This window comes from Caenimonas sp. SL110, from assembly GCF_001044395.1.
Classification (GTDB): domain Bacteria; phylum Pseudomonadota; class Gammaproteobacteria; order Burkholderiales; family Burkholderiaceae_C; genus Ramlibacter.
In genome coordinates, this window is sequence record NZ_JANU01000004.1 from 20,035 (window position 1) to 45,586 (window position 25,552).

Below are 25,552 nucleotides of genomic sequence, written 5' to 3' on the forward strand. Positions count from 1 at the left end.
GAACCATTTATGAGCGACCCTATCGAATCGTTCGCCAATCCGCAGAAGCTGCGCACCGGCTTTAATCGCGTGATGCACGCTACCGGCTATTCGCTCAACGGCTTGCGACGCGGATGGCGTGAGCCGGCCTTTCGCCTGGAAGCGATTCTGGCGATCGTGCTGGTGCCGGCGAGTCTCTGGATCGGCCGGTCCTGGGTGGAGTCTGCGGTGCTGGCCGCGACTGTGGTGTTGGTGCTGATCGTCGAGTTGCTGAACACTGCCATCGAAGTGACGGTGGATCGCATCGGTCCCGAGTGGCATGAACTCTCGGGGCGGGCGAAGGATCTCGGGAGCGCGGCGGTGTTTCTGTCGCTTGTGCTGGCGGGCTGCGTGTGGAGCGCAGCGATTGTGGTGAGGTTTGGGCTGGTGTAGCGGACCGTGGGCGAAGCGCCTACCCCGCCACCCAGTGCCCCGATTTCCCACCCTGCTTTTCCAGCAGCTTCACGCCGTTGATCGTCATGCCCCGGTCGACGGCTTTGCACATGTCATAGATCGTGAGTAGAGCCACCTGCACAGCGGTGAGCGCTTCCATCTCCACGCCCGTTTGCCCCACCGTCTCGGCCGTCACCTTGCACGCCACGCCCGCAGCGCCGCCGTTTTCCGAGCGATGAATCTCGAACTCGATCGCAACATGGGTCAGTGGCAGCGGATGGCATAGCGGGATCAGGTCGCTGGTCTTCTTGGCAGCCTGGATGCCGGCGATTCGCGCGATGCCCAGCACGTCGCCTTTTTTCGCAGTCCCTGATTCGATCAGCGCGAGCGTGGCAGGCAGCATCTCGATCCGGCCGGCAGCGACTGCGATCCGCTTGGTGGAGGCCTTGTCCCCCACATCGACCATGTGGGCCTGGCCTTGCGCGTCGAAATGGGTGAGCGGGTTGGGAGCAGTCATGTTTACGCGAGCGACATCAAGTTCGCGCATCATACGGGCCATGGTCAACTGGAACGACAGGGCGCGTGCCGCCGGCATCCACCTCGCAATCAGTCTCGTCATCGCCCTTGCCGCTGCGGCGCTCGTGTTCGCGCTCTGGTATCCGTATCCCTACCGCGAGATCTCCGGCGGACGCGAACTCTTCCTGATCCTGGTCACCGTCGACGTGATCCTGGGCCCGCTCATCACGTTTGCCGTCTTCAACCGGGCCAAGCCCCGCGCCGAGCTCAGGCGCGACCTGGCGTTTGTCGCGGTGCTGCAAATGCTGGCATTGGTCTACGGCCTTTGGACCGTCTCGGTGGCGCGGCCGGTGCACCTGGTGTTTGAGATCGACCGGTTTCGCGTGGTCCATGGCGTCGATGTGCCGGAAGACCTGCTCGACCAGGTTCCCGCCGGCATCGAGCTGGCACCTTTGGGCGGCCCGACGCTGATTGCCGTTCGGCCGTTTCGCGACCAGACCGAAAGCGCCAATGCCACCGTGGCGGCGCTGCAGGGGGTGCAGATCGGCGCGCGGCCCGATTTCTGGATTCCGTATGAGCAGGCGCGCGGGGCGGTGCAAAGTGCGGCGCGGCCGGTGTCGCAGCTGCGCACGCGCTTTGCGGGCAACACGGCCAACACCGCCGCGATCGATGCAGCGGTCGCCAAAACCGGGCGCTCTATCGACACACTTGTTTACATCCCGGTGGTGAGCCGGAAACTTTTCTGGACGGCGCTGCTCGATCAGGGCAGCCTGGCGATCGTCGGCTTCGTGCCACTGGACCCCTATTGAAATTTTCTGCCCGCTTCATTCGTTCCCGCGGCCTGATCGCGTCGTTGGCGCTGGCGTTGCTGGTGACGCCGACCCTCGCACCCGCGCAGCTTCCCACGCTGGGCGATGGCAGCGACATGACGTCGAGCGCCGAACGCAAGCTCGGCGAGAAGATCGCGGCTGAGCTGTTTCGGGACCCCGATTACATCGACGATCCGGTCATTGATGAGTACGTGCTCGGGATCTGGACGCGCCTGATGGCCGGGGCGCGTGCCCGCGGTGAACTCTCGCCCGAGCTGGACGAGCGGTTCGCGTGGCAGGTGCTGGTCGGCAAGGACCGCACGATCAATGCCTTTGCCCTGCCCGGCGGCTGGCTCGGCCTGCACCTGGGGCTGCTGAGCGTGACCGCGACCCGCGATGAACTCGCGTCGGTGCTGGCCCATGAGCTCAGCCATGTGACCCAGCGGCACATCTCGCGGATGATGACGCAGCAGTCGCGCCAGGCGCCGCTGTTGATGGCGGCGTTGATCCTGAGCGCCATCGCTGCCAGCAAGAACGCCGACATGGGTCAGGCGCTGATCGTCGGCAGCCAGGCGCTTGCTGCGCAGCAGGGCCTGAATTTCTCGCGCGACATGGAACGCGAGGCCGACCGTATCGGCCTGGGTGTCGCCACGCAAGCGGGCTATGAGCCGCAAGGCTTTGTCGGCATGTTCGAGAAGCTGCAGCAGGCGTCCCGGCTCAACGACAACGGCAGTTTTCCGTATTTGCGCACGCACCCGATGAACATCGAGCGCATCGCCGACATGCGTTCACGCTTGCCCGAAAAGGCTCGTGCGCCCGTGCCTGAGCCGGATCTCGTCCACGCCATCATGGTGGGGCGGTCTCGTGTGATGTCCAACCCCGGAGTCGATGCGCTGCGCGGACTCGTTGCTGAATCGGAGTCGTCCACATTTGCTTCGTCCGGGCGCGCGCGCCAGGCCGGCGGGCTTTATGCAGCGGCGCTTGCCCATTCCAAACTGCGCGATCCCCAGGCCGCGACCCGAGTCGCTGCGAGGCTGGCAACGGTGGTCGCTGGCGATGCCGCGGCGCTGCGCCTGGCGCGGCTGCTCACGGCGGAGATTGCTTTCCAGGCGGGCGACCCGGCACGTGCGGCGCAGCAGCTCGATGGGGCGGCACCCGGCCGACCCGAACTGATCCTTGCCTCGCAAGCGCAGGTGATGAGCGGCCGCGCAGCCGAAGCCGCGCAAAAGCTCCAGACGTGGGTGGCAGTGCATCCGAAAGATGCGCAGGCCTGGCAGGTGCTGGCCACGGCGCACACCGCGCTCGGGCAGACCTTGCGGGCGATCCGCGCCGAGGCCGAATCGCGCGTTGCGCATCTGGATTACAAGGCGGCGATGGACCGGTTCCGCTCAGCGCAGGAGATTGCTCGCCGGGGTGGCGCTGATCATATCGAGGCGTCGATCATCGACAGCCGCGCGCGGCAGGTCGAGTCACTTCTTCGAGAACAGGCTCTCGAGCGCTGATTCGACCACCACGCCAATCAGCGTGTAGATCAGCGACCCGATGAGCGCGGCGATAAAGCCTCGCACCTGGAAGCCGTCGAGCAGACCCGAGGCGGCCCAGAACATCAGCGCGTTGATGACAAAGAGAAACAGGCCCAGCGTGACGACGGTCACTGGCAAGGTGAGCAGCACGAGGATGGGCCGCACGAAGGTATTGAGCAGCCCAATGACAAGCGCCGCCAGCATGGCGGCGCCAAAACTCGTGATGACCACGCCGTTATAGACGTAGGCCACCAGCAGCAGCGCCGAGGCGCTGAGAAGCCATTTGACGATGAGTTTCAGCATGCGGCCAGCATACACCGGGCGCTGCTGAAAACTCCAGTCTCGTCTACTCGGCGGCCAGCACCAGCATGGCGCCCAGACCCGCAACAGCGCCAGGCACTTCCCACTTCGCGCCCGTTGCTGCCCGCTGGTCTTCGGTCACCGGCTCCATCGGGTGGCCGAACTTCGGACGGCGTGCGTCCAGGATGCGGCATGCGCCGTGCTTGCCGACCAGCTGGCTGCTCAGGTCGCACAGCGGCCCCTTGGCCAGCTCCATCGTGACTTCATCGCCGTCGGCGCGCAGTTGCGGAGTGACCGCTGCGAACAGCTTCTCGGACCACTTCGCGCGCCAGTTCTCGCGCGCGCTGTGGCTGACCCACTTGCTGATGCGGCGGGTCATGCGGGGCGCGCAAGCCACCAGAACCCAGTGCGTGTTCACGCCGCCGGCACGACCGGTGCGCGCGGCCAGCATGGGCGCGAGCTGCTGTTGCGCGTACTCTGCGTCATCCAGATAAACAATGATCTTTTCCATGGTGCGCTCCGTTTCTAGTGGTTAAGTGTTGGACGGTAGTTGCGGGAAGCCCAGGCGCCTGCGGCGAGGACGCCGATGACAGCCAGTGCATAGGTGGCCCAGCGAAGGACCTGTTCGTCGAAGACATCGGCCAGCAGCGGCTCGCCCACGATCATCTTGGCGGCCGTCAGTGCGAGCACTGCGGCACCGGCCTTGATGATGATGGGGAAGCGCTCGACGAGCTTCAAAACCATGGTGCTGCCGAAGACGACGATGGGCACGCTGATCAGCAGGCCGATGACGACCAGGTCGAACGAGCCGTGCGCAGCGCCGGCCACGCCCAGGACGTTGTCCACGCCCATGAGTGCATCGGCGATGACGATCGTCTTCATGGCGCCCCAGAACGTGTTGGCGACAACGCCATGTTCCTTGTCGTCGTTGGTATCGGCGAGCAGGCGGTAGGCGATCCAGAGCAGGCCGAGGCCGCCGACGAGCATGAGGCCCGGGATCTTGAGCAGCCAGACGACGCCAACGGTCATCACGGTGCGCACGACGATCGCGCCGACGGTGCCCCAGATGATGGCTTTTTTCTGTAGATCTTTGGGAAGTTGCCTTGCCGCGAGGGCAATGACGATCGCGTTATCGCCGGCGAGGACGAGATCGATCAGGATGATGGCCAGCAGCGCTGACCACCAGGCGGTGGATAAAAACTCCATGACATAGCTCCAAGTTGCTTCGAAACAACCCGGAACCGGCACGTCAACAGAGCTGTGATTCCTGAAGAATCACGAGCACGCTTCGACTGAACCGGTCCGGTTCGTAGTCGAAGGTCTTGCTCGGCATGGTGTCATGCGATATGTGCCCAACAAGCCGGAAGTAATACTTCGTAATGACGACTTGCCGATACCTGATGCGCGCGATGTCCGTTACTTCAGACACCTCCCTGTGCGGCAACAAGCGGGAGCTACTCCCCTTCGTAGCGCGATTAGAGCACAGGTTTCTCCAAAAGTGTGTGTCTGTCCGGGAGCTATCATGCCCCTCCCCCACGCCTTCCCTGTCCCGCGAACCATGGCCGCCATACACATCACAGATATAGAGGCCGCGATCAATTACTGGCGCGAGCGCAAGCCCTCGCCGGACGGCGTCACGCTCGCGCCCGAACTGCGCGCGCTCGCCGAGGTGTATGCGTTGCTGATTTACTACCACGAGGAAGAAGCCCAGGAAAAGGGCTTCCCGCCTGCCGCCTACGCCGCGTGGAAAGCCTGGTACGACACGACGCCCGACACGCCCTGCATCGCCATCTGTTCGACGAGCCAGGGCGACGATCAATGCAAGGGCTGCGGCCGCACGTTCGAGGAAGTCCAGCGTTGGCCGGAGATGAGCCCCGGTGAAAAGCGCACGACCTGGCGCCGCATCACCCTGAACAACGACGCGTGGCGCTTCAACCGCTACGCTGAACGGGTAGCCTGAAGTCTTGCTGCGTCCGCGCACCGTGACATCGTTCTTGCGCGCAGGCGCTGAAGCACGCCAGGCGAGACGAACGAATGTCTGACTGGCCGCTCATGGCTCTTATAAACAGCGGACGTCGCGTTCCTGCGGCGCAACAGACTTCAAAAGGACGTTCGCATGAAAGTCATCGGCCTGGGCCTCGCAGCCATCGCGGGCGCTCGCTATACAGAGCCCCCTTCGCCCGCTACCGGAGAACTGCCGCTCGCTCACCAGCAGAATCCCCTGGGCCGTAGGCTGCAAGGTCGGCTGTTTGGTGCTCATTTGATCGTCACCAACGATTCGTCAGTCGCGTATTTCAAGACGCCCGGACCGGCTGATGGCTGTTCGATCGACTACCCCGGCACCTATGTTTTCCTCGACAGCATCCTCAGGAATCACAACACTTTCTACGCCAACTGCGAAGTTCCTCGTGGATCCGAGAAAGTCTGGATTGACGTGTTCACGATGGACAATGGCGACGCGTACTGGGACCGAAGCGACTACCGCACAAACTTCTCGTGCGACCTCGGCAAATTTTCCGAACTCCATCCCGGGCGGGTCACGTCCTCGGGCAGCGTTTACGCGAATGAAGTTTGCACGTCGTCCCCTTCGGTGTCCCCAACTTCCGGGTTGCCGACAACCGCCCCAAGCGTCAATCCTGACGAAGAAGACCCAGCCTTTTCGGACGCGGCAATTGCCCTGATTGCAGTCGGAAGTGCAGCCGCGGTCGCCGCCCTGGGAGTCTTTGCAGGTCGCCGCCATTGCAGGCACGCGGAATCCACTGCACCTCGCACGCGGTTTTTGTCACTCGACCAAGAGGGCGCCACTGAGCTGCAAGCCGGTGTAGTTATTCATGTGCCTCCGTCCAATGCAGTCGGAGATCCTCCTGCGTACAGCGCAGCCGATGCGGACAGCTGGAAAGCTTTGCAGGCGACCTCTTCATGAAAGTCGTCGGCTCCATCTTTGTAGCGCTTGCAGCCAGCAGTGCTGATCAGCGCGAAACCGTGGCTGGCGCAAGCCGTGAACTTCCAGGAAGGAAATGGACGGGCACGCAGATATTTACCAACGAGTCGAATACCACGTACTTCACTGCGCCCGAACCGGCTCCCGAATGCGGCCTGGAATTTTCAGACCCTTATGTCTTCGGTGCGGACATCAAGGAGTTTCACCAGTTTTGGGCAAACTGCAGCGCAGCAGATGGATCTCTTGAACGCGACTCGGTAGAGGTGTTTGGCCTGCCCAATGGCGACTGGTACTACGATCGACGCGAAGGCGACCGTAGCTTGCCCTGCGAGCTCGGCAACTTCTCGGGGCTCAATCCGCGGCAGGCGATCGGGGCTCGTTCCGTCACGGCTTACGAAATCTGCACAAACGCACCGACTGCGCCCACGTTACCTACTACCCGACCCACCATGCAACCCAGCGCAGCGCCGACGGGTGTTCGAACCATGCCCGCGCAGGAAGGTCTTTCGTTGTCGCCCGAGGCGACCGTGGCCCTTTCTGTGGGTGGCGGTATAGGATTGCTTGCCGTGGGCGCTGCCGTCATTGGTGTGACCAGGCTCTGCAAGCGGCGCACCCAGCAGCAATTGAGATATGTTGAGCTCCCGGCTAACAACGCGGGCCATGAGCCTCACGCACAAGGTCAGCAGGTCGTGATTCACGTCGATCGGACGCTGCCGTCTTACGAGGAGTCCCAACAGGCGCCTCCTTATTCGATTCTGTCTTGTCTGGAGTCGCAACAGCCTCCCCCTTATCCCCCGCCGTCTTACGAGGAGTCGCAATGGCCGCCCCCTTAATCGCAATAACTGGCTGGGACACGAAAAGTCGCGCTATCGTCGACCGTATGAGTCGTCGAAGCGCACGATGTCGTCTTCGCCGAGGTAGCCGCCGGACTGAACCTCGATGATTTCCAGCGGCACATGGCCGGGGTTGGCCAGCCGGTGCTTCACGCCCATGCTGATGTAGGTGCTCTGGTTTTCGCCCAGCAGGAATGTCTTGTCGCCACAGGTGACTTCGGCCGTGCCGGACACAACGATCCAGTGTTCGGCCCGGTGGTGATGCATCTGCAGGCTCAACTGCGCGCCCGGCTTGACCATGATGCGCTTGACCTGGAAGCGCGCGCCCGCATCGACCGAGTCGTACCAGCCCCACGGACGATGCACCTTGCGCGGCTGTAGCGGCTCTGCGCGCTTGCCCTTGTTCAGCCCCGCGACAACATCCTTCACGTCCTGGCTGGCCGTGCGGTTCATCACCAGCACGGCATCGGGGGTCTCGACAACGACGACGTCATCGAGACCGACAACTGCCACCAGGCGGCTGGTGGCATGAACCATCGTGTTGCGGCTCTTGTGCAGCACCACGTCGCCCTCAACGGCATTGCCTTGCGCATCATGCGGACGCGACTGCCACACGGCATCCCAGGCGCCGAGGTCGCTCCAGCCCGCGTCCAGCGGCACCATGCAGATATCGAATTCGCTGCCGGGGCAGCGTTCCATCACGGCGTAGTCGATCGACTCGGACGGCACGCGCTCGAACTCGGGCTTGCCCGGTCGCACGAACCCGTCAGCCGACGCCCGCGCCTGCCACGAATCACGGCAGGCAGACAGGATGTCCGGGCGGAATCGCCCCAAGGCAGCCAGCCATGTCGACGCCTTCAGCACGAAGATGCCGCTGTTCCAGTGGAATTCGCCGGAGGACACGTACTTTTGCGCCGTGGCCAGATCGGGCTTCTCGACAAATTGCGCGACCTTGCGTGCGCCCGATGTGTTGGCTTCCGAGCGGATGTAGCCGTAGCCTGTTTCGGGCCGCGAGGCCGGCACGCCCAGCACGACCACAGCACCCCGTGCGGCCTCTTCGATGGCGGTGCGCAAGGTGCCTTGCATGGAGGCGATATCCGTGACGCCATGGTCGGCGGGGCACACCAGCAATACGGGATCGCCACCGCCTTCGATGGCTTGCAACGCCGCCAATGCCAGCGCAGGCGCCGTATTGCGGCCTGCGGGCTCCAGGATGACCGCCGTTTGTGCGTGCCCCGAATCGGCCAGTTGATCGCGCACCAGGAAACGGTAGTCCTCATTGGTCACGACCACCGCTGGCGCTATCGTTGTGCCGCTGCCTTCCAGGCCCACCAGCCGCAGCAGCGAATCCTGCAGCAGCGTGCGACCGGAGCCCGCAAGGCCCAGGAACTGCTTGGGGTGCCCCTGCCGCGACAGCGGCCAGAGCCGTGTGCCGCCACCGCCGGCCATGATCACGGGGCAGATCGCAACTGCGGGGTGAGTCATTTCATTTCCATCGCAAGGGTTCGAACTCGATGCTGCCTGCGGTGCTGCTGAGGGTCAGCATGCCTTCCTGCAGGGTTGCCTGCAACTGCATGCTGCGTTCGGCCAGCGCTGCCAGGGCTTGCGAAGGCACGGTCGGTATGCGCCAGACCTGCAGGTTGGACAGGCGCGACACCTTGTTCTCGATGCCCCGCCACCACACTTCGGCGGCGTGGTGAAAGCAATACACGAGCACGTTGTCGGCTTGCGAGCAGGCCTTGGAAATCGGTTTTTCTTCAGGCTGCCCGACCTCGATCCACACGCGCGTGCGACCGGTGAAGTCGCGCAGGTACACGTCCGGGTCGTCGGGATTGGAAAGCCCTGCGCCGAAGCCGAGCGTTGCATCACCGCCGCAATCGGTTTGCATGCGGTGCGCGTTGAACGCCAGCGCCGCCAGGCGAACCATCATCCGCTCGTCGGTCTCGCTCGGATGCCGCGCGAGCGTGAGGTTGTGGTCGGCGTAGTAGGCGTTGTCGATATCGGCGATCGCAACGCTCGCCTTGAAGATGGTGGACTTGATTGCCAAGATAGTTGCCGGTGGGGCCTTCAGGCCCTGCGGGCGAGCTCGGCGGCCTTGCCGACGTAACTGGCAGGCGTCATCGCCAGCAACCGGTCGCGCTCGGCTTGCGGAATTTCCAGCGAACGGATGAGCGAGTGGAGGTCTTCGGCCCGAACGGTCTTGCCGCGCGTCACTTCCTTCAACTTCTCGTACGCGCCTTGCACGCCGAATCGCCGCATCACCGTCTGGATCGGTTCGGCCAGCACTTCCCACGATGCATCCAGGTCCGCCGCGATGGCTTCCTCGTTGATCTCCAGCTTGGAAAGGCCGATGCCCATCGAGTGGTAGGCCAGGGCCGCATAGCCCAGCGCCACGCCCATGTTGCGCAGTACCGTCGAGTCGGTGAGGTCGCGTTGCCAGCGAGAAATCGGCAGCTTTTCTGACAGGTGCCGCAAGAGGGCATTGGCCAGCCCGAGGTTGCCTTCGGCGTTCTCGAAGTCGATCGGATTGACCTTGTGCGGCATCGTCGATGAGCCGATTTCGCCGTCCCGCAGCCGCTGCTTGAAATAACCCAGGCTGATGTAGCCCCACATGTCGCGCGACCAGTCGATGAGGATCGTGTTGGCGCGAGCGACCGCGTCGAACAGCTCTGCCATGTAATCGTGCGGCTCGATCTGGATGCTGTAGGGCTGGAACGTGAGGCCCAGGCCCAGCGGCTCGGGCGTTTCGATGACCTTGCGGCTGAACGCTTCCCAGTCGAAGTCGGGCCAGGCCGCCATGTGCGCGTTGTAGTTACCCACGGCGCCATTCATCTTGCCCAGCAGCTTGATGCCTGCGATCTTGTCGCGAGCCGCCGCCAGGCGAACCACGACGTTGGCGATCTCCTTGCCGACGGTGGTGGGGCTGGCGGTCTGGCCGTGCGTACGGCTGAGCATCGCCACCTCGGCGTGCGTGTGCGCCATGTCGCGCAGCTTGGAGATGACGGCGTCGAGGGCCGGCAGGATCACCTGGTCGCGCCCGCCCTTGAGTTGCAGGGCGTGGCTGGTGTTGTTGATGTCTTCACTGGTGCAGGCGAAATGGACGAACTCGCTGGCGGCTTTCAGCTCGGGCCGCGCCTCGAATTTGGACTTGATCCAGTACTCCACGGCTTTCACGTCGTGGTTGGTGGTCTTTTCGATTTCCTTGATGGCCAGTCCGTCGGCCTCGGAGAAGTTCTTCACCAGGCCCAGCAGATAGGTGCGCGCACCGGGGCTGAGCGGCTTGAACTCGGCAAAACCGGCGTCGGACAGGCCGATGAACCAGCAGACTTCGACCTGCACCCGCTTGTGCATGTAGCCCTGTTCGCTCATCAGGGGGCGCAAAGGCGCGAGGCGCGAGGCGTAGCGGCCGTCCAGAGGGGACAGCGCGGAAATCGGGGAAAGAGCCATGGAAAGGATTGTAGGCGGCACCCCGTGTCGTGCAGTTGCGACATCCCGAGGCTTGCGCCGCCCCAAAACCGTGCCGTTACAAGGGCGGGGCGCAATGGGGTCTGGCGCCAATGTGCCGCTGGCTAAAATGAATGAACGCCTCCCGCATAACTCGAACAATCCCAAGAGAGAACGCATGAGCATGAAATTGATCGGGGCCACCACCAGCCCTTACGTGCGCAAGGTGCGCATCGTCATGGCAGAGAAAAAGCTCGACTTCGAATTCGTCCTGGAGGACGTCTGGGCTGCCGACAGCACGATCGAAGAATCCAATCCGCTGCGCAAGGTGCCTTGCCTGGTGATGGAAGGTGGCGAGGCCCTGTTCGATTCGCGCGTGATCGTGGAATACCTCGACACGCTCTCGCCGGTGGGCAAGCTCATTCCTGTCATGGGTCGCGAGCGCGCCGAGGTCAAGACCTGGGAAGCGCTGGCCGATGGCGTGCTCGATGCATCCATCCTGGCCCGCCTGGAGGCCCATTGGGCGGGCCGCAGCAAGACCCAGCGCAGTCAGGCCTGGATCGACCGCCAGCTTGAGAAGGTCAACGGCGGTGTCAAGGCGATGAGCCAGGGTCTGGGTGACAAGCCCTACTGTGCCGGTATTTACCTGAGCCTGGCCGATATTGCGGTGGGCTGCGCGCTGGGCTACCTCGACTTCCGCTTTCCAGAGATCGACTGGCGCGGCCCCTACCCGAACCTGGCCAAGCTGCATGAAAAGCTCATGCAACGCCAGAGCTTTATCGACAGCAAGCCGGCCTGACGAGCGGCAGTGGGGTGAGGCGGCATGACTGCCCGCTTCACAAAAATTTACCAGCTTGCCGGGCTTTTCACTGGAACCTCGCGCCGCAATCCCCACTCTATCGGGCAGGCAGGAAAAAACCTGCTGACCGATTTTCTGGTTTTTTTGCCGCGAAGCCTTCCGGGCGCTGTTTGGTCCGGATGAAATCCTGGAACGCCTCTTCTCCTCCTCCCTCCCTCCCTCCTTCGTGACAGGGCGCTTCGCGGCAAATTTTATTGAAGCAGCTGGCTACTTCAGAGCCAGCTGCTTTTCGACTTCTTTTTCCAGTGCCTCAGGTGTGGTTGTGCTTCCCCACGACCCGATCACCTTTCCGTCGCGCGCCACCATGTACTTGTAGAAGTTCCACTTGGGCGACGTGCCGGTCGCGGCGATCAGCTGCTTGAACAGCGGATTGGCCGAATTGCCCCTGACGCTGGATGCCGCGAACATCGGGAACTTGACGCCGAACGTGTTCTCGCAGAAATCCGCGATTTCCTTGTTGCTGCCCTTTTCCTGCGCGAAGTCGTTGGACGGGAAGCCAAGGATGACCAGGCCGCGAGCCTTGTACTTGTCGTGCAGCGCCTCCAGGCCCTTGTACTGGGGCGTGAACCCGCAATAGCTCGCGGTATTCACGACCAGGACGACTTTCCCTGCGTATTGGCACAGGGACTGCGGCTTCTCATCCTGCAGGCGCAGGAAAGTGTGCGAAAGCGTGGCGGGGCATCCGTTGGTATTCGTGGTGTTTGCCACAGCCGCGGACGATACTGGTGTGACAGCGACAGCCGGCACGCTCAGCAGGCTCGCAAGGAAGGGCGCTATCAGCAGCCGGAAGGTGTCGTGCATGTTGAAAGTGGCGGTTAATTGAGCGCAATCCGCGCAAATCTTTGGAGGCGCGGGACATTGTCAAGGCTTTTTCATCTCGATGCTTAAAATGGAACGACTCGAAAGAACCGCCATGCTCTATCCAGAACTCTTCAAGCAACTCGAATCCGTCCGTTGGGACATGGACAAGGACATTCCCTGGGACAGTTTCGACGCGAGCAAGCTGTCGGATGAGCAAGCCCAGACCATCAAGATGAACGCCATCACGGAATGGGCCGCCCTGCCGGCCACCGAGATGTTCCTGCGCGACAACAAGGACGATTCGGACTTTTCTGCGTTCATGTCGATCTGGTTTTTTGAAGAGCAGAAGCACTCGCTGGTGCTGATGGAGTACCTGCGGCGGTTCCGCCCGGATCTGGCTCCCACAGAACAGGAGCTTCATGAAGTGCGGTTTGAGTTCGATCCGGCTCCTGCGCTCGAAACCCTGATGCTGCATTTTTGCGGCGAGATCCGGCTGAACCACTGGTACCGCCGCGCCAGCGAGTGGCACACCGAGCCCGTCATCAAGCAGATCTACAGCATCCTGTCGCAGGATGAAGCGCGCCACGGCGGCGCCTATCTTCGCTACATGAAGCGGGCCATCAACAAGTTCGGCAATGAGGCCAAGGCGGCCTTCGCCAAGGTCGGCGTCCTGATGGCGAGTGCCCGGCGCACTGCGCAGGCGCTGCACCCGACCAACCTGCACGTCAACCAGTCCCTGTTTCCGCGCGACACGATCCAGTCGCGCCTGCCGGACCCGGACTGGCTGGAGCACTGGCTGGACACGCAGATCAATTTCGATACCGTCTGGGAAACCAAGGTTGTCGAGCGCATCCTGCACAACATGAGCCTGCTGATGGACCGCAGCTTCAAGACCGTGCAGGAACTCAACCGCTTCCGCAAGGAAGTCGCCGCGACGATCACGACCGGCGCGACGGGTGCTGCGCCGACGGCGGCGTGATCTCTGGTCGCGCGCCGCTTCCGCTTCGCGGTGGATGCCGGATCGAGTCCGGCATGACAACTGGATTTGGCGTGGCAAAAGTGGCTGTCATTGCGGACTTGATCCGCAATCCATGTCTGATCAGGCGCAGTCGCCGCTTCGCGGTGGATGCCGGATCGAGCCCGGCATGACAGCCGGGGTGGCCCCGCCTTCATTCCTGACGAAGATCGCTTCGCGTGTTGACGCGCCAACGCGCGTCGCGCAGCTGCCTCAACCCGTCGTGTTCACCAACGGCGTCTTCGACGTCCTGCATCGCGGCCATGCGGTCTATCTGGCGCAAGCGCGCGAACTCGGCGCGAGCCTCGTTGTCGCGCTCAACACCGATGCGTCGGCGCGCCGGCTCGGCAAAGGCCCAGACCGCCCGCTCAACAACGAAGCCGACCGCGCCGCCCTGATGGCCGCACTCGAATCCGTCTCCCTGGTCACCTGGTTCGATGAAGACACACCGCTCGAACTGATCGGAGAGCTCAGGCCCGCCATCCTGTGCAAGGGCGGCGACTACGACATGTCCAAGCTCGCCGAATCCAAGCTGGTGGAAAGCTGGGGCGGCAAGGCGCTGGCCATCCCGTTTGTCGCCGGCTACTCGACGACGCAGCTGGTTCAGAAAATCCGCCAGCGCGACTGACGCTGGCAGGTGTAGATCACCTCATAGGCCTTCTCGGCCACCTTGTCGTCGGCCAGGCATGCAATGGCCTGGATGAAGTCGGCGGGTGCCTTGGCCATCACCATGTCGGTCACCCAGCGCTGCACCAATCCCTGGCGCCGGGCATCGGGCATTGACAGCAACTTCTGCAATTGCTCGTTGATCTTCGGATCGTCGCAGGCGGTGCGAAGCAAGCCGATGAACGTATCGATCTCGCCTACCGATGCCGGTGAGGCGGACATGCCGGGCGTTGCGTGGCTCATCGCCGCATTACAGCAGCATCGGGCGCTCGATACCAGTACAGGCAACTGGCACCGAGCACGCGTTGCGCGAACTATTGCGCAGATTGCAGGACGGGCTGCGCGTCCTCTGGAGGTTCGGGCGGCAGGCGGCGAACACGACGCACCGTGCGCTTGATGAAGTGCTCCAGGTCGTCCATGTAGGTGAACACCACCGGCACCACCAGCAGGCTCAACAAGGTTGACGTGATCAACCCGCCGATCACCGCAACCGTCATCGGCGAGCGAAAGCTCGGATCAGCGATGCCAAAGCCGATCGCGCTGGGCAGCATGCCTGCGCCCATCGCAATCGTCGTCATGATGATGGGCCGCGCGCGCTTGTGGCATGCATCGATCAGCGCATCGAATCGCGACAGGCCATGATCGCGACGCGCCACGATGGCGTACTCCACCAGCAGGATGGAGTTCTTCGTCGCAATGCCCATCAGCATGATGAGACCGATCAGCGACGGCATCGAAAAGCTCTTGTCCGCGACCAGCAGCCCGATGAACGCGCCGCCCAGCGACAGCGGCAGGGCGCAAAGAATCGTCACCGGATGCAGGAAGTCCTTGAACAGCAGCACCAGCACGATGTAGATGCAAAGCACGCCAGTCAGCATCGCCAGGCCGAAGCTCGCAAAGAGTTCGCCCATCACTTCTGCGTCGCCGACTTCCACCACCTTCACGCCCGGCGGCAGGTTCTTCACGGCGGGGAGCTCCTGCACCGCGGCAGCCACATCACCGAGCGGCTTGCCCGAGAGTTCGATCTCGAAGTTCACGTTACGTGAGCGGTCATAACGATCGATCACCGCCGGCCCGCCCGTCATCGACAGTGTTGCGACCTGGCCCAGCATCACGGGCCCACGCGCGCTCGGCACGGCGAGCCGTTCGAGCACGCTCAGGTCCTTGCGCGCATCGTCTTGCAGCTTGACGAGGATGGGCACCTGCCGCTGCGAGAGATTGAGTTTGGGCAAGGAGATGTCGTAGTCGCCGGACGTCGCGACGCGCAGCGTCTCCGCAATCGCGGCGCTCGTCACGCCGAGGTCGGCAGCACGCGCAAAGTCGGGACGCACGGCGATCTCGGGCCTGATCAAACTCGCCGTTGAAATCACGCTGCCCAGACCGGGAATCGTGCGGATGTCCTTCTCGACCGCCAGGGCCGCTTCGCCCAGCGCCTTCGGGTCTTCACCCGTGAGCACCAGGATGTATTTCTCTCCCGAGCCACCCAGGCCCACCTTGCTTCGCACGCCCGGCAATGGTTCCAGCGCCGTGCGAATGCGGCTCTCGATCGGCTGCTTGCGCGGCCTGTCACCGCGATCGGTCAGCAAGATGGTGAGCGTGGCCTTTCGCGTCTCTGCCGCACCCGATGGTGCGAACGGATCGCCGCCGGCGCTGCCGCCGCCGATGGTCGTGTAGATGCTCTTGACGTGATCGACCTTCATGATCATCTGCCGCGCCTGCTCGGCGACGACCTCGGTTTGCGCGAGCGTAGAGCCTGGTGGCAGCTCGATGTACACCTGCGTTTGCGAGTTGTCGTCAGGCGGAATGAAGCCCGCTGGCAACAGCGGAATCAGCGCGAGCGAGCCGACAAAAAACAGCCCCGACATGATGAACGTCGCGAGCCGGTGCGTCATGGTCCAGTTCACGCACCGCAGGTAGATCTTCATCCACGCGGCGTCGTCCTGCTTGCCATCGACGATGGGCTTGAGCATGTAGGCTGCCATCATGGGAGTGAGCACGCGCGCGACGACCAGCGAAGCAAAGACGGCAAGCGATGCCGTCCAGCCGAACTGCTTGAAGAACTTGCCCGCCACGCCGCTCATGAACGCCGTCGGCAAAAACACCGCAATCAGGGTGAACGTGGTGGCGATCACTGCAAGACCGATCTCGTCGGCCGCTTCCATCGCCGCCTGGTAGGGCGTCTTGCCCATGCGCAGGTGGCGCACGATGTTCTCCACCTCGACGATGGCGTCGTCCACCAATATGCCGACCACCAGCGACAGCGCGAGCAGCGTGATCACGTTGACCGAAAAGCCCAGCATGTGCATGCCGATAAACGCGGGGATCACCGACATCGGCAACGCAATCGCCGAAACAAAAGTGGCGCGCCAGTCGCGCAGGAACAGCCACACCACCAGCACGGCGAGGATGGCGCCTTCGTACAGCAGGTGCAGCGAGCCGTGGTATTCCTCATCAACGGGTGTGACGAAATCGAAAGCCTGCACCAGCTCCAGATCGGGATGCGCCTCTTTCAATTCGGCCAGTGCTTTTTGCACCGCCGCGCCGACGGCCACTTCACTTTCGCCCCGGCTGCGCGCCACTTCAAAGCCGACGACCTTCTTGCCGTTCAGGCGCGCCGATGCACGCGGCTCTGCGGTCGTGTCGGTCACAGTGGCCACGTCTGCAAGCTTGATGCTGCGCGCCGTGCCGTTCGCAGAGGCAGGCAATGCGATTGAAATCTCGCCGATCTCACGCGCCGTTTGCACGGTGGCGAGCGTGCGCACCGGCTGCTCGCTGCCGCCCAGGTCGGTGCGCCCGCCAGCGCTTTCGGTCTGCACCTGCTTCAACTGGCGCGAGATATCAGCCGCAGTCACGCCCAGCGCTTGCAGGCGCGACGGGTCCAGCGCCACGCGAATCTCGCGCGTCACACCGCCGACGCGATTGACGGCGCCCACGCCACGCACCGACAGCAGCTTGCGCGAAATGTCGTTATCGACAAACCACGACAGCGCCTCTTCATCCATGCGCGCCGAATACACGGTGAAGGCGAGCATCGGCTGGCTCGCCAGGTCCATCTTGGTGATGACCGGATCGCGCACATCGCCGGGCAGATCGCTGCGCACGCGTGCAATCGCAGAGCGGACATCGTCGACTGCTTCCTGCACTGGTTTTTCAAGGCGGAATTCGGCGGTCACCGTGACACTGCCGTCCTGCACCTTGGTGTAGATGTGCTTGAGGCCTTGCAGCGTGGCGATCGCGTTTTCGAGCTTGCGCGCGACATCGGTTTCGAGCTGCGCGGGTGCGGCGCCGGGCAGCGCTGCGGTCACCATCACGGTTGGCAGGTCGATGTCCGGAAAGTTCTGGATCTTCATCGCGTTGAACGACAGCAGACCCCCGAACGTCAGCAACACGAACAGCATCACGGCCGCAATCGGATTGCGGATCGACCAGGAAGAAACGTTGATCATGGTGAGAGCCGTTTCAACGCTTGGCGGTGGAGGCGGGCGCTGCAGGCGCGACCGGGGCCGAAGCCCCAGGCAGCGGCAGCGCATCGGTCACGCGCACCAGGTCGCCATCGTTGAGAAAGCCCGCGCCGTTCGCAACGATGCGCGCATCGGCGGGAAGGCCGCTGGTGATCTCGAACTGGTCGCCCACCAGCCGACCGGTCTGCACCTTGAGCTGCGACACGCGGTTGTCTGCGTTGACGCGATAGACATAGCTGAAGCCATCGCGCACCGCGACCGCTGACTGCGGCAGCGTGAGCGCCGGGCTCGCACCCAGGTCGAACTCGCCGCGAGCGAACATGCCGGCCAGCGCATTGCCGGTGCCGGGAAGTGGCGTCACATCGACATACACGAGTGCTGCGCGCGTTTGTGGATCAACCGTCGGCGCGATGGTGCGCACACGCCCCGAGAGACGTGCGCCGCTTGCTGCCGTGATCAGGGCGGTGGTGCCGGTGGTGAGGCGACCCAGTTCCGTGGCGGTGACCTCGGCACGCCATTCGAGACGGCCCTGCCTGATCAGCCGGAACAGCTCGACGCCGGGCGCGATCACGGCACCAGCCGTTGCCGTGCGCGCCGAAATGATGCCGTTGTCCGGTGAGCGAATATCGGTCTGGCCCACGCGCGCCTGCTGCGCCTGGACCAGCGCACGCGCGGCTTCCACCTTGGCCTGCGCGGTCTTCTCGGCCGTGATGTATTGATTGATCTGCGAAGCGCTCAATGCGCCGGTGTTCTGCAAGGTGCGCGCACGCTGTGCGTTGTTGGCGGCTTCTGCGGCGGCGGCTTCGGCTTCAGCCAGCGTCGCGCGGGTCTGCGCGGCTTCGGCGCGCACCGTCTCGCCTGCGAGCGTGGCCAACACCTGGCCCTGCTTGACCCGGTCGCCGACGTTGACCAGAACCTGTGCGATGCGAAGGCCCCCGGCCTCTGCGCCGATGCTGGCCTCTTGCCATGCGGTGATGTTGCCGTTGGCCGACAGCTTCATGGGCAGGCTCGCCTGCTTCGGCACAACAGTGGTCACCGTGAGCGCAGGACGCACGGCGCCCTTGTCTTTCTTTTCTTCGGGTGCCTTGGGGCTGAGGGCGAAGTAGAGGATGCTTGCAATGACGATACCCGCCACGACGATCGCGGCGACGACAGGGGGTTTGAGCTTCATTTTGTTCATGTTGTTCGCGGGTGTATTGGGCGCTGGGTATGGGCCGTTGTATCGACTCAGGGCCGCACGGCGGTTGAAGTCGCGGGATTCAGTGCCTGGTCGTCGGCCTTCCAGCCGCCACCGAGCGCGCGGTAGAGCGCAATCCAGGCCGCGCCGCGTTCACGGTGCAGGCCCACCAGCGCCGTCTGCGCAGCCAGCGCCGTGCGACGCGCATCTTCCAGTTCGACCAGGCTTGCAAGGCCGCTGCGATAGCGCGCCTCGGTCGCCACGAACGACATGCGATATCCCTCAGCGGCCACGCGCGCATCTTCATTGCGAAGCCGCGCGCTCTCCAGGTTCACGAGGGCCACTTCGACTTCGCGCACTGACTGTCGCACGCTCGCCATGTAGAGCGCCACTGCTTCGTCGTATCGTGCCTGAGCTGCATCGACATTGGCGGCGCCCCTTCCCCCGTCGAAGATCGGCAGGGTCAGCCCGACCGGGCCGATCGACCAGGTCTGCACATCCGCACTCGCACCGGAAAGGCGCGCGCGCCCGACCGCGATGGAGCCGTTGATGGACAGGCGCGGCAGGCGCGCTGCCCGCGCGGTGCCCACATCGGCGCTGGCGGCTTCGACTTCGCGCGCGGCCTGGTACACATCGGGCCGCTGCGCCAGCAACTGCGCGGGCACCGAGGCAATCGGCAGCGCGACATTCGTGCTGGGGTCCGCCCAGGCAGCCGTGAGCTTCTGGCGCAGCACGCGCTCGGGTATGGCGCTGAGCGCAACCAGTGTCTTGATCTCGATATCGCACAGCGCGCGTTGTTGCGTCGTGCGTGCGGAGGCCTCGGCTGCGCTGGCACGCGCGAGTGCGGCACTCGCAGGCGCGGCGAATCCGGCGTCGGCACTGAGCTGTGTCAGGCGCGCAGTTTCAGCGCGCGAGGCCCGGTCGTTCACCGCGACGTCCAGTTGCCGCTCGCAGCTGCGCAGGTTGAGATAACTGTTGGCGGTTTCGGCCGCCACTGATACGCGCGCGTCGTGCCAGCCGGCCTGTGCACCGGCGAGCCGCGCCCGCGCTGCTTCGGCAGCAAGCCGGTTGCCGCCGAAGAGATCAACCTCCCACGCCGCCTGCAGCCCGACCTGCGCGACCGTCGCCGTGGGTGCGGGTGGCTGCGTGTTGCCGCGCGAGACGGAAGCTTGCCCATCCAGCGTCGGAAGCAGCGCTGCTCCGGCCGCCACACGTGCAGCGCGAGCCTGCTCGATGCGCGAACGCGCAGTGGCGATGCTGGGGGCTGCCGCCTGGGAGGCGTCTATCAGTTCGACCAGCAACGGATCGCCCCACTGCTGCCACCAGGTACGTAAATCGCCCACTGATCCGTTGTGGGGCAAGGGTGCGTACCACTGCGCGGGGGCCTGCGCTTCGGTGGACTGGGGTGGTCGTGGCACTGCGCACCCTGCAATGCTCAACGCCACAACTGCCGCAGCCATTGCGGCTGCGAATCGGATTTTCTTCATGAGTCCTTCCCGGATCGGGTGCCAATAGCGGTCGGACGGAGCCCTTGTGCGGCCCTGCCCGCGCGCGCAACCCGCAAGACTACCACCGCGATGGTGTCGAGGAATGTCAGTGGGCTGCACCCCGCGACCTGCTGATCCGTAGGCTGGAGGCAAACCCGCGCCGTACGTCTCGAAGCGACCGGGTCCGGGAACAGGTCAATGGGTCCCGTTACTCAATGCCACCGGATCCACAGTACAGAGACAACCATGCGACCTTCCACCCAATCCCCCAGAAATCCCGTCCGGGTCCACCTCGGACCCCTGCAGGGGCCGATCGTTACGCCATCACTGCACGAGCTTCTTGGGCAATGGGTCGATGCCTCGCCACCAGGGGAGGTGAACTGCCGGCGGGAACTGCAATCCAGGGTGCTCGAGTGGCAGCGGACGAACCAGGGGCTCGCTCACGACCACACCTCCTGCCTGGACCTGAGCGAGCTGCAACTCGTGGAATTGCCAGCAGCCCTGGGGATGCTGGACAACCTGGTCACGCTCGACCTGTTTGGCAATCAGCTCACGGGGTTGCCGCCTGAAATGGAGCACTTGCAAAACTTGCGCTCGCTATGTTTGGGATGCAACCAACTGACGCAGCTCCCGCAAGTAGTGGGGCGGCTGGTGAACCTGGAATGCCTTGATCTGGAGAACAACCAGCTGACGCAACTCCCCCCTGAAATCGGGCGGCTGGTGAACTTGAAAAGCCTCGACGTGGATCACAACCGGCTGACGCAGCTCCCGCCCGAAATCGGGCAGCTGGCGGCCCTGCAAACTTTCACTTTGACTGGCAATCAACTGCCACAGCTGCCGCCTGCCATCGGTGGGATGGCGGACTTGCAGCAACTTTATTTGTCCAACAACGGCCTGACCGAGCTTGCGCCAGAAATCGGCCGGTTGGCTAAGCTGGAAGACCTCTACCTGGTAGGCAACGAGCTGACGCGGTTGCCGTCAGAAATCGGCAACTTGAGGAGCCTGCGAAACCTCTACCTGGGTGGCAACCAGCTCACGCGGCTGCCGGCTGAAATCGGACATTTGGCGAATTTGCGTGACATCAGCTTGGGTCGCAACCAACTGACACAGTTGCCGCCGGAAATCGGCCAGTTGACGAATCTGCTCAGCCTCTGCCTGGAGCACAACGAACTGCAGCAGCTACCGTTTGAAATCGGGCAGCTGGCGAATTTGCAGGACCTGAATCTGGGATACAACCCGCTCATGCAGCTGCCCCCTGAAATCGGGCAGTTGGTGAACCTGCAATTTCTCTATCTTGATCGCACCCGGGTATGGCAGGTGCCACCTGAAATTCGCCAGTTGCCGAATCTGGATGTCTCGAGATGCAGCGACGCTCATACAGACGCAGACGCGGAGGTAGACACAGACGCAGACACCGAGGTAGAGGACGCCGTCGCCCCCGCAGCCACGGGTCCTGCCTTCCTGATTTCACACGAGGAGCGCAGAGACCTCTGGAACGGCGAGATCGACGCGCCGGCCTTTTGGGGATGGCTGGACCAGATGCGGCAGACGCGGGACTACGGTAACCCTGCCACGCGCCCGGGTCTGGAAAGGCAGCTGGGGCAATTGCTTGATGCCATGCGGGGTGACCTGGAAGTTCGCAAGACTTGCATCGCGCTAGCCGCAGGGGCGACCGAGACTTGCGGTGATCGTGTCGCGCTTGCGCTCAATGACATGCACGAGGCTGTGCTGACAGTCCAGATGCTGCGGCCCGGCGTCGATGAGGACACGTTCATTGGTTATGCCTTTGACATGTTCGCACTCAAGCTGGTCAACAACTGTGCGCGAAGCAAGATTGCGCAGCTCGAGCATGTCGCAAACACACGGGGCGACGAGTGGCGCGAAGACATCGAAACCATGCTGTTCTTCCAGACCGAGCTGCGCAAGCGGCTGGCGCCATGGGGCATCAACGTTCCGGTGCTGACGCAGGGCATGCTCTATGCGCGTTGTGCAGGTGTCACCGAAGCGGATGTTGACGCGGCGGTCATTTCGATTCGCAGGCAATGCGGCCAGAGCGCAACCTTCACTGCGTTTCTGGCCGAATGGCCGCCACTGCTGCAGCACCTGGAGATTCGTCACGCGCAGCTGTTCAGCGAAATCCATCTGCGCTGTAACCAAGCGATGGAGGAGCTGGAAGACAAAAACGAGCTTCACGCTCTTACCGACGGTGAATACACGTCTGTAGCCAACGCACTGATGCACAGCAGAGAGACGCTGCTAGCCCAGCTGCGTACGCGTTTGGTTTCGCAGGCGCTGGAGCGGCACCTTCAGCTGGTCCCGGAAATTCAAGCTCGCAGGGTGGAGATCTTTGCAGCCTTCATGGCGCAAGACCCGCGCAGCCGTAGCCATAGCCGGAGCCCGCGCAGAGACTCAAGCGAAAGCCGAAGCCGCAGCAGGTCGCGAAGTCGCGACCGCAGCAGTGTCAGCAGCCGCAGTGCCAGCGCGCCGATCAGGAATCTTTTTCGAACAGCGCACACCGGGTAACGCACTTCATCCGAAGACCGCGCCCCACAGCCTGATCACCGCGTCACGCTCAGCCACCAGCTGATCCATCCCCACCTGCGTCGGTTCTTCATTGAGCCGCGCCCGGTGCTGGATGCGCCGCAGCTCGCGATACGCACTCGCTGCAGCTTCGCCAACGCCAGCGGGAAGCAAGCCGCAAGCCTCGGCGCGCTGCAAGAGCGCGATGTTGCCGACGTTGGCAATCAGCTCGCGGTGCTGCGCCGACTGCGACAGCACCAGGTACTGCACCGCGAACTCCGCATCGACCATGCCGCCGGTGCTGTGCTTCACGTCGAAGCGTCCCGCTTTCACCGGATGCGCCGCAGCGACTTTCTCACGCATGGCCATGATCTCGGAGCGCAGTGCAGCCGCATCGCGCGTCGCGGTGATCACCGCGACGCGCACCGCGTCAAAACGCTCGCGCAGCGGCTCTTCACCGAGCACGAAGCGCGCACGCGTCATGGCCTGGTGTTCCCAGGTCCACGCCGTGTTGCTTCCGCGTTGTTGCTGGTAGTTGGAGTAGGCCTCGAACGTCGTGATGAGCAAGCCCGAGTTGCCATTCGGGCGCAACGCCGTATCGATCTCGAACAGATCACCCTCGGCCGTCTTCACGGTCAGCCAGTTGATCATCTTGCGGACAAAGGCCGCGTAGGCCTCGGGCGAGCGCTCATCGTCGTCTTCATGGACGAAGACGATGTCCAGGTCGCTGCCGTAGCCCAGTTCCTTGCCGCCCAGCTTGCCGTAACCAATGATCGCGAACCGGGGCGTCTCGCGGTGCTTTTGTTTCAGCCGCTGCCAGCACCAGTCCGCAGTCACGCGCAGCACGGTATCGGCCAGCGCGCTCAGGTCGTCGGCCACCTGCTCGACGGTGAGCAGGCCCTCCACATCGCGGGCCAGTGTTCGAAACACTTCGGCGTGATGCGCGCGCCGCAATAGATTGAGCAGCGCCTCGTCATCGTCTTCGCCGGTGATCTGCAGCGATCGGCGGCGCGCTTCGAGCTCGCCCGCAAATTCGGCTGGCATGAATCGCTCGGCCACCAGCTGGTCGCTGGCGAGCTCGTCGATGACGCCGGGGTGCTGCAACAGATAGCGTGCGGGCCAGCGCGCCGCGCCCAGCAGCCGCAGCAGCCGTTCATGGACACCCGGGCGCTCCAGAAGCAGCGCCAGATAGCTTTCACGGCGCAGCAGCGGTTCGATCCAGTCGGCCATGCGGACGGCCGCGTCCTCGGTGACGCGGCCCTCTTCAAGCCACTGCGCAGTGCGCGAGACCAGGCGCGAAAGACGTGCGCGTGAATCTTCGCGAAGCGCCAGCACGCGCGGGTGAGATCGCCACTGCTCCACGCGTTCGCGCACTTTCGGTGGAAGGCGCGGCAGCACCGCATCGAGGTCGGGTGGCGTGGCCTTGGCGCCCTTGGGCCCGTTGCAGGATTTGCACTCACCTGCTCCCGCGCCGCCCAGCAGCTTGTCGAATTCCTGCGCGACCAGTTCGCGATGCGAGTCGAGTTCATGCAGGAAAGGGCAGCAATTGGTGAACCCCATCGTGCGTGCGATCCAGCCAAGGTCGCCGTCACCGTTCTCGGCTTCCCCGCTGTCATCGTTTCCGGGTCCTCCCATCGGCAGCACATGGGTCTGCTGGTCGTCCAGGTACTGGATGCGATGCTCGACGCGGCGCAGGAATTCGTAGGCGCGCGCAAGCGAGTCGGCGGTTGCCTGCGGCATCAGTCCCGCCTGCGCGATGCGCTGCAGCGCTTGCAGCGTGGGCCGCGTGCGCAGCTCCGGAAACTGGCCGCCGCGCACCACCTGCAGCAGTTGCACGGTGAACTCGATCTCGCGGATACCGCCGCGCGACAGCTTCACATCGTTGGCGCGTTCGGGCCGGCCGGCGCTGCGCTTGGCTGCATGTTCGCGAATCTGCCGATGCAGCACCCGCAGCGAATCGAACACGCTGTAATCCAGATAGCGACGGAACACGAAGGGCAGCACCGTGGAGCGCAGCCCCTGGGCCGAGCCGCTCGCGACATACTCGCGCGGCGCGACCACGCGGCTCTTGAGCCACGCGAAGCGTTCCCACTCGCGGCCCTGCACCTGGAAATATTCTTCCAGCGCTCCCAGCGACACGGCAGCAGGCCCTGAGTTGCCGTTGGGCCGCAGCGCCAGGTCGATGCGAAAGACAAAGCCGTGCTCGGTCGTGTCACCGACCAGCGAAAAAATGATGCGCACCGCCTTGGCGAAGTACTCATGGTTGCTGATGCGGCCACGCCCGCCATCCACGCCGGCGGTCTCGCCATCTTCGTCATAGACATAGATGAGATCGATATCGCTGGAGACGTTGAGCTCGCGCGCGCCCAGCTTGCCCATGCCGATGATCCACAGTTCGGCGCGATTGCCGTTGGCCCCGATTGGGGCGCCATGCTGCAAGTCGAGCGTCGCGCAGGCTTCACGGCACGCCACATCGAGGGCGATCTCGGCCAGTTCGGTCACTGCAGTAGTCACCACCGCAAGCGGCGCCTGCAGGTCGCAGTCGAGCGTGATGAGCCGTTCCATCACGAGTTGCCGCAGGATTCGCAGGGCAGTGCCGGCATCGTGACCCTGCGCCCGCAAGGTCTCGTAGGTGGCCGACATGGGTTCACGCGTGGGGTTGCCGGCAGGCAGCAGGGGAAGTATCGAAGCGTAACGACGGCGCAGGCGCTGCGCGAAACGCGACTGTGACGACAGGGGCTGCAAAGTGTTGTGAACCACCCCTTGCGGGGCGCTGGCGGGGGTCATAA

The 25,552-nt window shown here is 63.7% G+C and carries 24 protein-coding genes; 11 read left to right on the forward strand and 13 right to left on the reverse strand.

Going from position 1 to position 25,552, the window contains the following annotated elements; all coding sequences use genetic code 11:
- Positions 1–9 precede the first annotated feature (9 nt).
- Positions 10–411, forward strand: a complete 402-nt coding sequence (locus tag AQ12_RS02520; protein ID WP_048438293.1) for a diacylglycerol kinase — start codon at positions 10–12, stop codon at positions 409–411.
- Between the two features lie 19 nt (positions 412–430).
- Here the strand turns inward: AQ12_RS02520 and moaC are convergent, their stop codons facing one another.
- Positions 431–928 (reverse strand): cyclic pyranopterin monophosphate synthase MoaC, encoded by a 498-nt coding sequence (gene moaC / locus AQ12_RS02525; RefSeq protein ID WP_048438407.1) that lies wholly within the window; start codon positions 926–928, stop codon positions 431–433.
- 40 nt (positions 929–968) lie between these two features.
- On the opposite strand from moaC, the gene tfpZ reads away from it, so the two are divergent.
- On the forward strand, positions 969–1,736 hold the full coding sequence (gene tfpZ / locus AQ12_RS02530) for a TfpX/TfpZ family type IV pilin accessory protein (protein ID WP_048438294.1): 768 nt from the start codon (positions 969–971) through the stop codon (positions 1,734–1,736).
- A gap of 116 nt (positions 1,737–1,852) precedes the next feature.
- Entirely contained in the window at positions 1,853–3,238 is a 1,386-nt protein-coding gene (locus tag AQ12_RS02535) for a M48 family metalloprotease (protein ID WP_082151386.1), read from the forward strand.
- Here AQ12_RS02535 and AQ12_RS02540 read toward each other — a convergent pair.
- The 3 genes from AQ12_RS02540 to AQ12_RS02550 are packed head-to-tail and all read right to left on the reverse strand — an operon-like array spanning position 3,206 to position 4,765.
- On the reverse strand, positions 3,206–3,562 hold the full coding sequence (locus AQ12_RS02540) for a phage holin family protein (RefSeq protein ID WP_369798950.1): 357 nt from the start codon (positions 3,560–3,562) through the stop codon (positions 3,206–3,208). The two genes, AQ12_RS02535 and AQ12_RS02540, sit on opposite strands and share 33 nt — an antisense overlap.
- A gap of 43 nt (positions 3,563–3,605) precedes the next feature.
- Positions 3,606–4,070 carry a hypothetical protein gene (locus AQ12_RS02545; protein WP_048438295.1) on the reverse strand — a complete coding sequence of 155 codons (465 nt, stop codon included), beginning with the start codon at positions 4,068–4,070 and terminating at the stop codon, positions 3,606–3,608.
- Between the two features lie 14 nt (positions 4,071–4,084).
- The gene (locus AQ12_RS02550) at positions 4,085–4,765 is read right to left on the reverse strand and encodes a TerC family protein (RefSeq protein WP_048438296.1); all 681 of its coding nucleotides are present in this window, start codon (positions 4,763–4,765) and stop codon (positions 4,085–4,087) included.
- Positions 4,766–5,117: 352 nt separating this feature from the next.
- On the opposite strand from AQ12_RS02550, the gene AQ12_RS02560 reads away from it, so the two are divergent.
- From AQ12_RS02560 to AQ12_RS02575, 3 genes are all read left to right on the forward strand, one after another.
- Entirely contained in the window at positions 5,118–5,519 is a 402-nt protein-coding gene (locus AQ12_RS02560) for a DUF3717 domain-containing protein (RefSeq protein ID WP_048438298.1), read from the forward strand.
- A 156-nt stretch (positions 5,520–5,675) separates the two neighbouring features.
- On the forward strand, positions 5,676–6,482 hold the full coding sequence (locus AQ12_RS02570) for a hypothetical protein (RefSeq protein WP_152682646.1): 807 nt from the start codon (positions 5,676–5,678) through the stop codon (positions 6,480–6,482).
- On the forward strand, positions 6,479–7,333 hold the full coding sequence (locus tag AQ12_RS02575) for a hypothetical protein (RefSeq protein ID WP_048438301.1): 855 nt from the start codon (positions 6,479–6,481) through the stop codon (positions 7,331–7,333). Before AQ12_RS02570 ends, AQ12_RS02575 begins: the two co-directional genes overlap by 4 nt.
- 33 nt (positions 7,334–7,366) lie before the next feature.
- Here AQ12_RS02575 and AQ12_RS02580 read toward each other — a convergent pair whose 3' ends face one another.
- Genes AQ12_RS02580 through purB form a run of 3 tightly spaced genes read right to left on the reverse strand, consistent with a single transcriptional unit; the run spans position 7,367 to position 10,780 of the window.
- Entirely contained in the window at positions 7,367–8,818 is a 1,452-nt protein-coding gene (locus AQ12_RS02580) for a mannose-1-phosphate guanylyltransferase/mannose-6-phosphate isomerase (RefSeq protein WP_048438302.1), read from the reverse strand.
- A 1-nt stretch (position 8,819) separates the two neighbouring features.
- Positions 8,820–9,380: a YaeQ family protein gene (locus AQ12_RS02585; RefSeq protein WP_048438303.1), complete on the reverse strand. Its 561-nt coding sequence runs from the start codon at positions 9,378–9,380 to the stop codon at positions 8,820–8,822.
- Positions 9,381–9,400: 20 nt separating this feature from the next.
- On the reverse strand, positions 9,401–10,780 hold the full coding sequence (gene purB / locus AQ12_RS02590; RefSeq protein WP_048438304.1) for an adenylosuccinate lyase: 1,380 nt from the start codon (positions 10,778–10,780) through the stop codon (positions 9,401–9,403).
- 181 nt (positions 10,781–10,961) lie between these two features.
- On the opposite strand from purB, the gene AQ12_RS02595 reads away from it, so the two are divergent.
- On the forward strand, positions 10,962–11,576 hold the full coding sequence (locus tag AQ12_RS02595) for a glutathione S-transferase N-terminal domain-containing protein (protein WP_048438410.1): 615 nt from the start codon (positions 10,962–10,964) through the stop codon (positions 11,574–11,576).
- 24 nt (positions 11,577–11,600) lie between these two features.
- Positions 11,601–11,759: a hypothetical protein gene (locus tag AQ12_RS22925; RefSeq protein WP_161798975.1), complete on the forward strand. Its 159-nt coding sequence runs from the start codon at positions 11,601–11,603 to the stop codon at positions 11,757–11,759.
- Between the two features lie 84 nt (positions 11,760–11,843).
- Here the strand turns inward: AQ12_RS22925 and AQ12_RS02600 are convergent, their stop codons facing one another.
- On the reverse strand, positions 11,844–12,437 hold the full coding sequence (locus tag AQ12_RS02600) for a glutathione peroxidase (protein WP_048438305.1): 594 nt from the start codon (positions 12,435–12,437) through the stop codon (positions 11,844–11,846).
- Positions 12,438–12,549: 112 nt separating this feature from the next.
- Between AQ12_RS02600 and AQ12_RS02605 the strand changes: the two genes are divergently transcribed.
- Together AQ12_RS02605 and AQ12_RS02610 are read left to right on the forward strand one after the other, a co-directional pair.
- Positions 12,550–13,416 (forward strand): ferritin, encoded by an 867-nt coding sequence (locus AQ12_RS02605; RefSeq protein WP_048438411.1) that lies wholly within the window; start codon positions 12,550–12,552, stop codon positions 13,414–13,416.
- A gap of 166 nt (positions 13,417–13,582) precedes the next feature.
- On the forward strand, positions 13,583–14,080 hold the full coding sequence (locus AQ12_RS02610; RefSeq protein WP_048438412.1) for an adenylyltransferase/cytidyltransferase family protein: 498 nt from the start codon (positions 13,583–13,585) through the stop codon (positions 14,078–14,080).
- Here AQ12_RS02610 and AQ12_RS02615 read toward each other — a convergent pair.
- The 4 genes from AQ12_RS02615 to AQ12_RS02630 all read right to left on the reverse strand — a co-directional run bounded on the left by AQ12_RS02615 (position 14,056) and on the right by AQ12_RS02630 (position 20,243).
- Positions 14,056–14,361, reverse strand: a complete 306-nt coding sequence (locus AQ12_RS02615; RefSeq protein WP_048438306.1) for a hypothetical protein — start codon at positions 14,359–14,361, stop codon at positions 14,056–14,058. The genes AQ12_RS02610 and AQ12_RS02615 overlap by 25 nt on opposite strands.
- Before the next feature lie 71 nt (positions 14,362–14,432).
- Positions 14,433–17,561: an efflux RND transporter permease subunit gene (locus AQ12_RS02620; protein ID WP_048438413.1), complete on the reverse strand. Its 3,129-nt coding sequence runs from the start codon at positions 17,559–17,561 to the stop codon at positions 14,433–14,435.
- Positions 17,562–17,577: 16 nt separating this feature from the next.
- A complete protein-coding gene (locus AQ12_RS02625) occupies positions 17,578–18,759 on the reverse strand; it encodes an efflux RND transporter periplasmic adaptor subunit (protein ID WP_048438307.1) in 1,182 nt (393 codons plus the stop codon).
- Between the two features lie 47 nt (positions 18,760–18,806).
- A complete protein-coding gene (locus AQ12_RS02630; protein ID WP_048438308.1) occupies positions 18,807–20,243 on the reverse strand; it encodes an efflux transporter outer membrane subunit in 1,437 nt (478 codons plus the stop codon).
- A 246-nt stretch (positions 20,244–20,489) separates the two neighbouring features.
- Here AQ12_RS02630 and AQ12_RS21910 point away from each other — a divergent pair, with 246 nt between their 5' ends.
- Positions 20,490–22,766, forward strand: coding sequence for a leucine-rich repeat domain-containing protein (locus AQ12_RS21910; protein WP_161798976.1), 2,277 nt, complete (start codon positions 20,490–20,492; stop codon positions 22,764–22,766).
- A gap of 6 nt (positions 22,767–22,772) precedes the next feature.
- On the opposite strand, the gene glnE is transcribed toward AQ12_RS21910, so the two are convergent.
- Positions 22,773–25,550: a bifunctional [glutamate--ammonia ligase]-adenylyl-L-tyrosine phosphorylase/[glutamate--ammonia-ligase] adenylyltransferase gene (gene glnE / locus AQ12_RS02640; protein WP_048438309.1), complete on the reverse strand. Its 2,778-nt coding sequence runs from the start codon at positions 25,548–25,550 to the stop codon at positions 22,773–22,775.
- Positions 25,551–25,552: the final 2 nt, after the last annotated feature.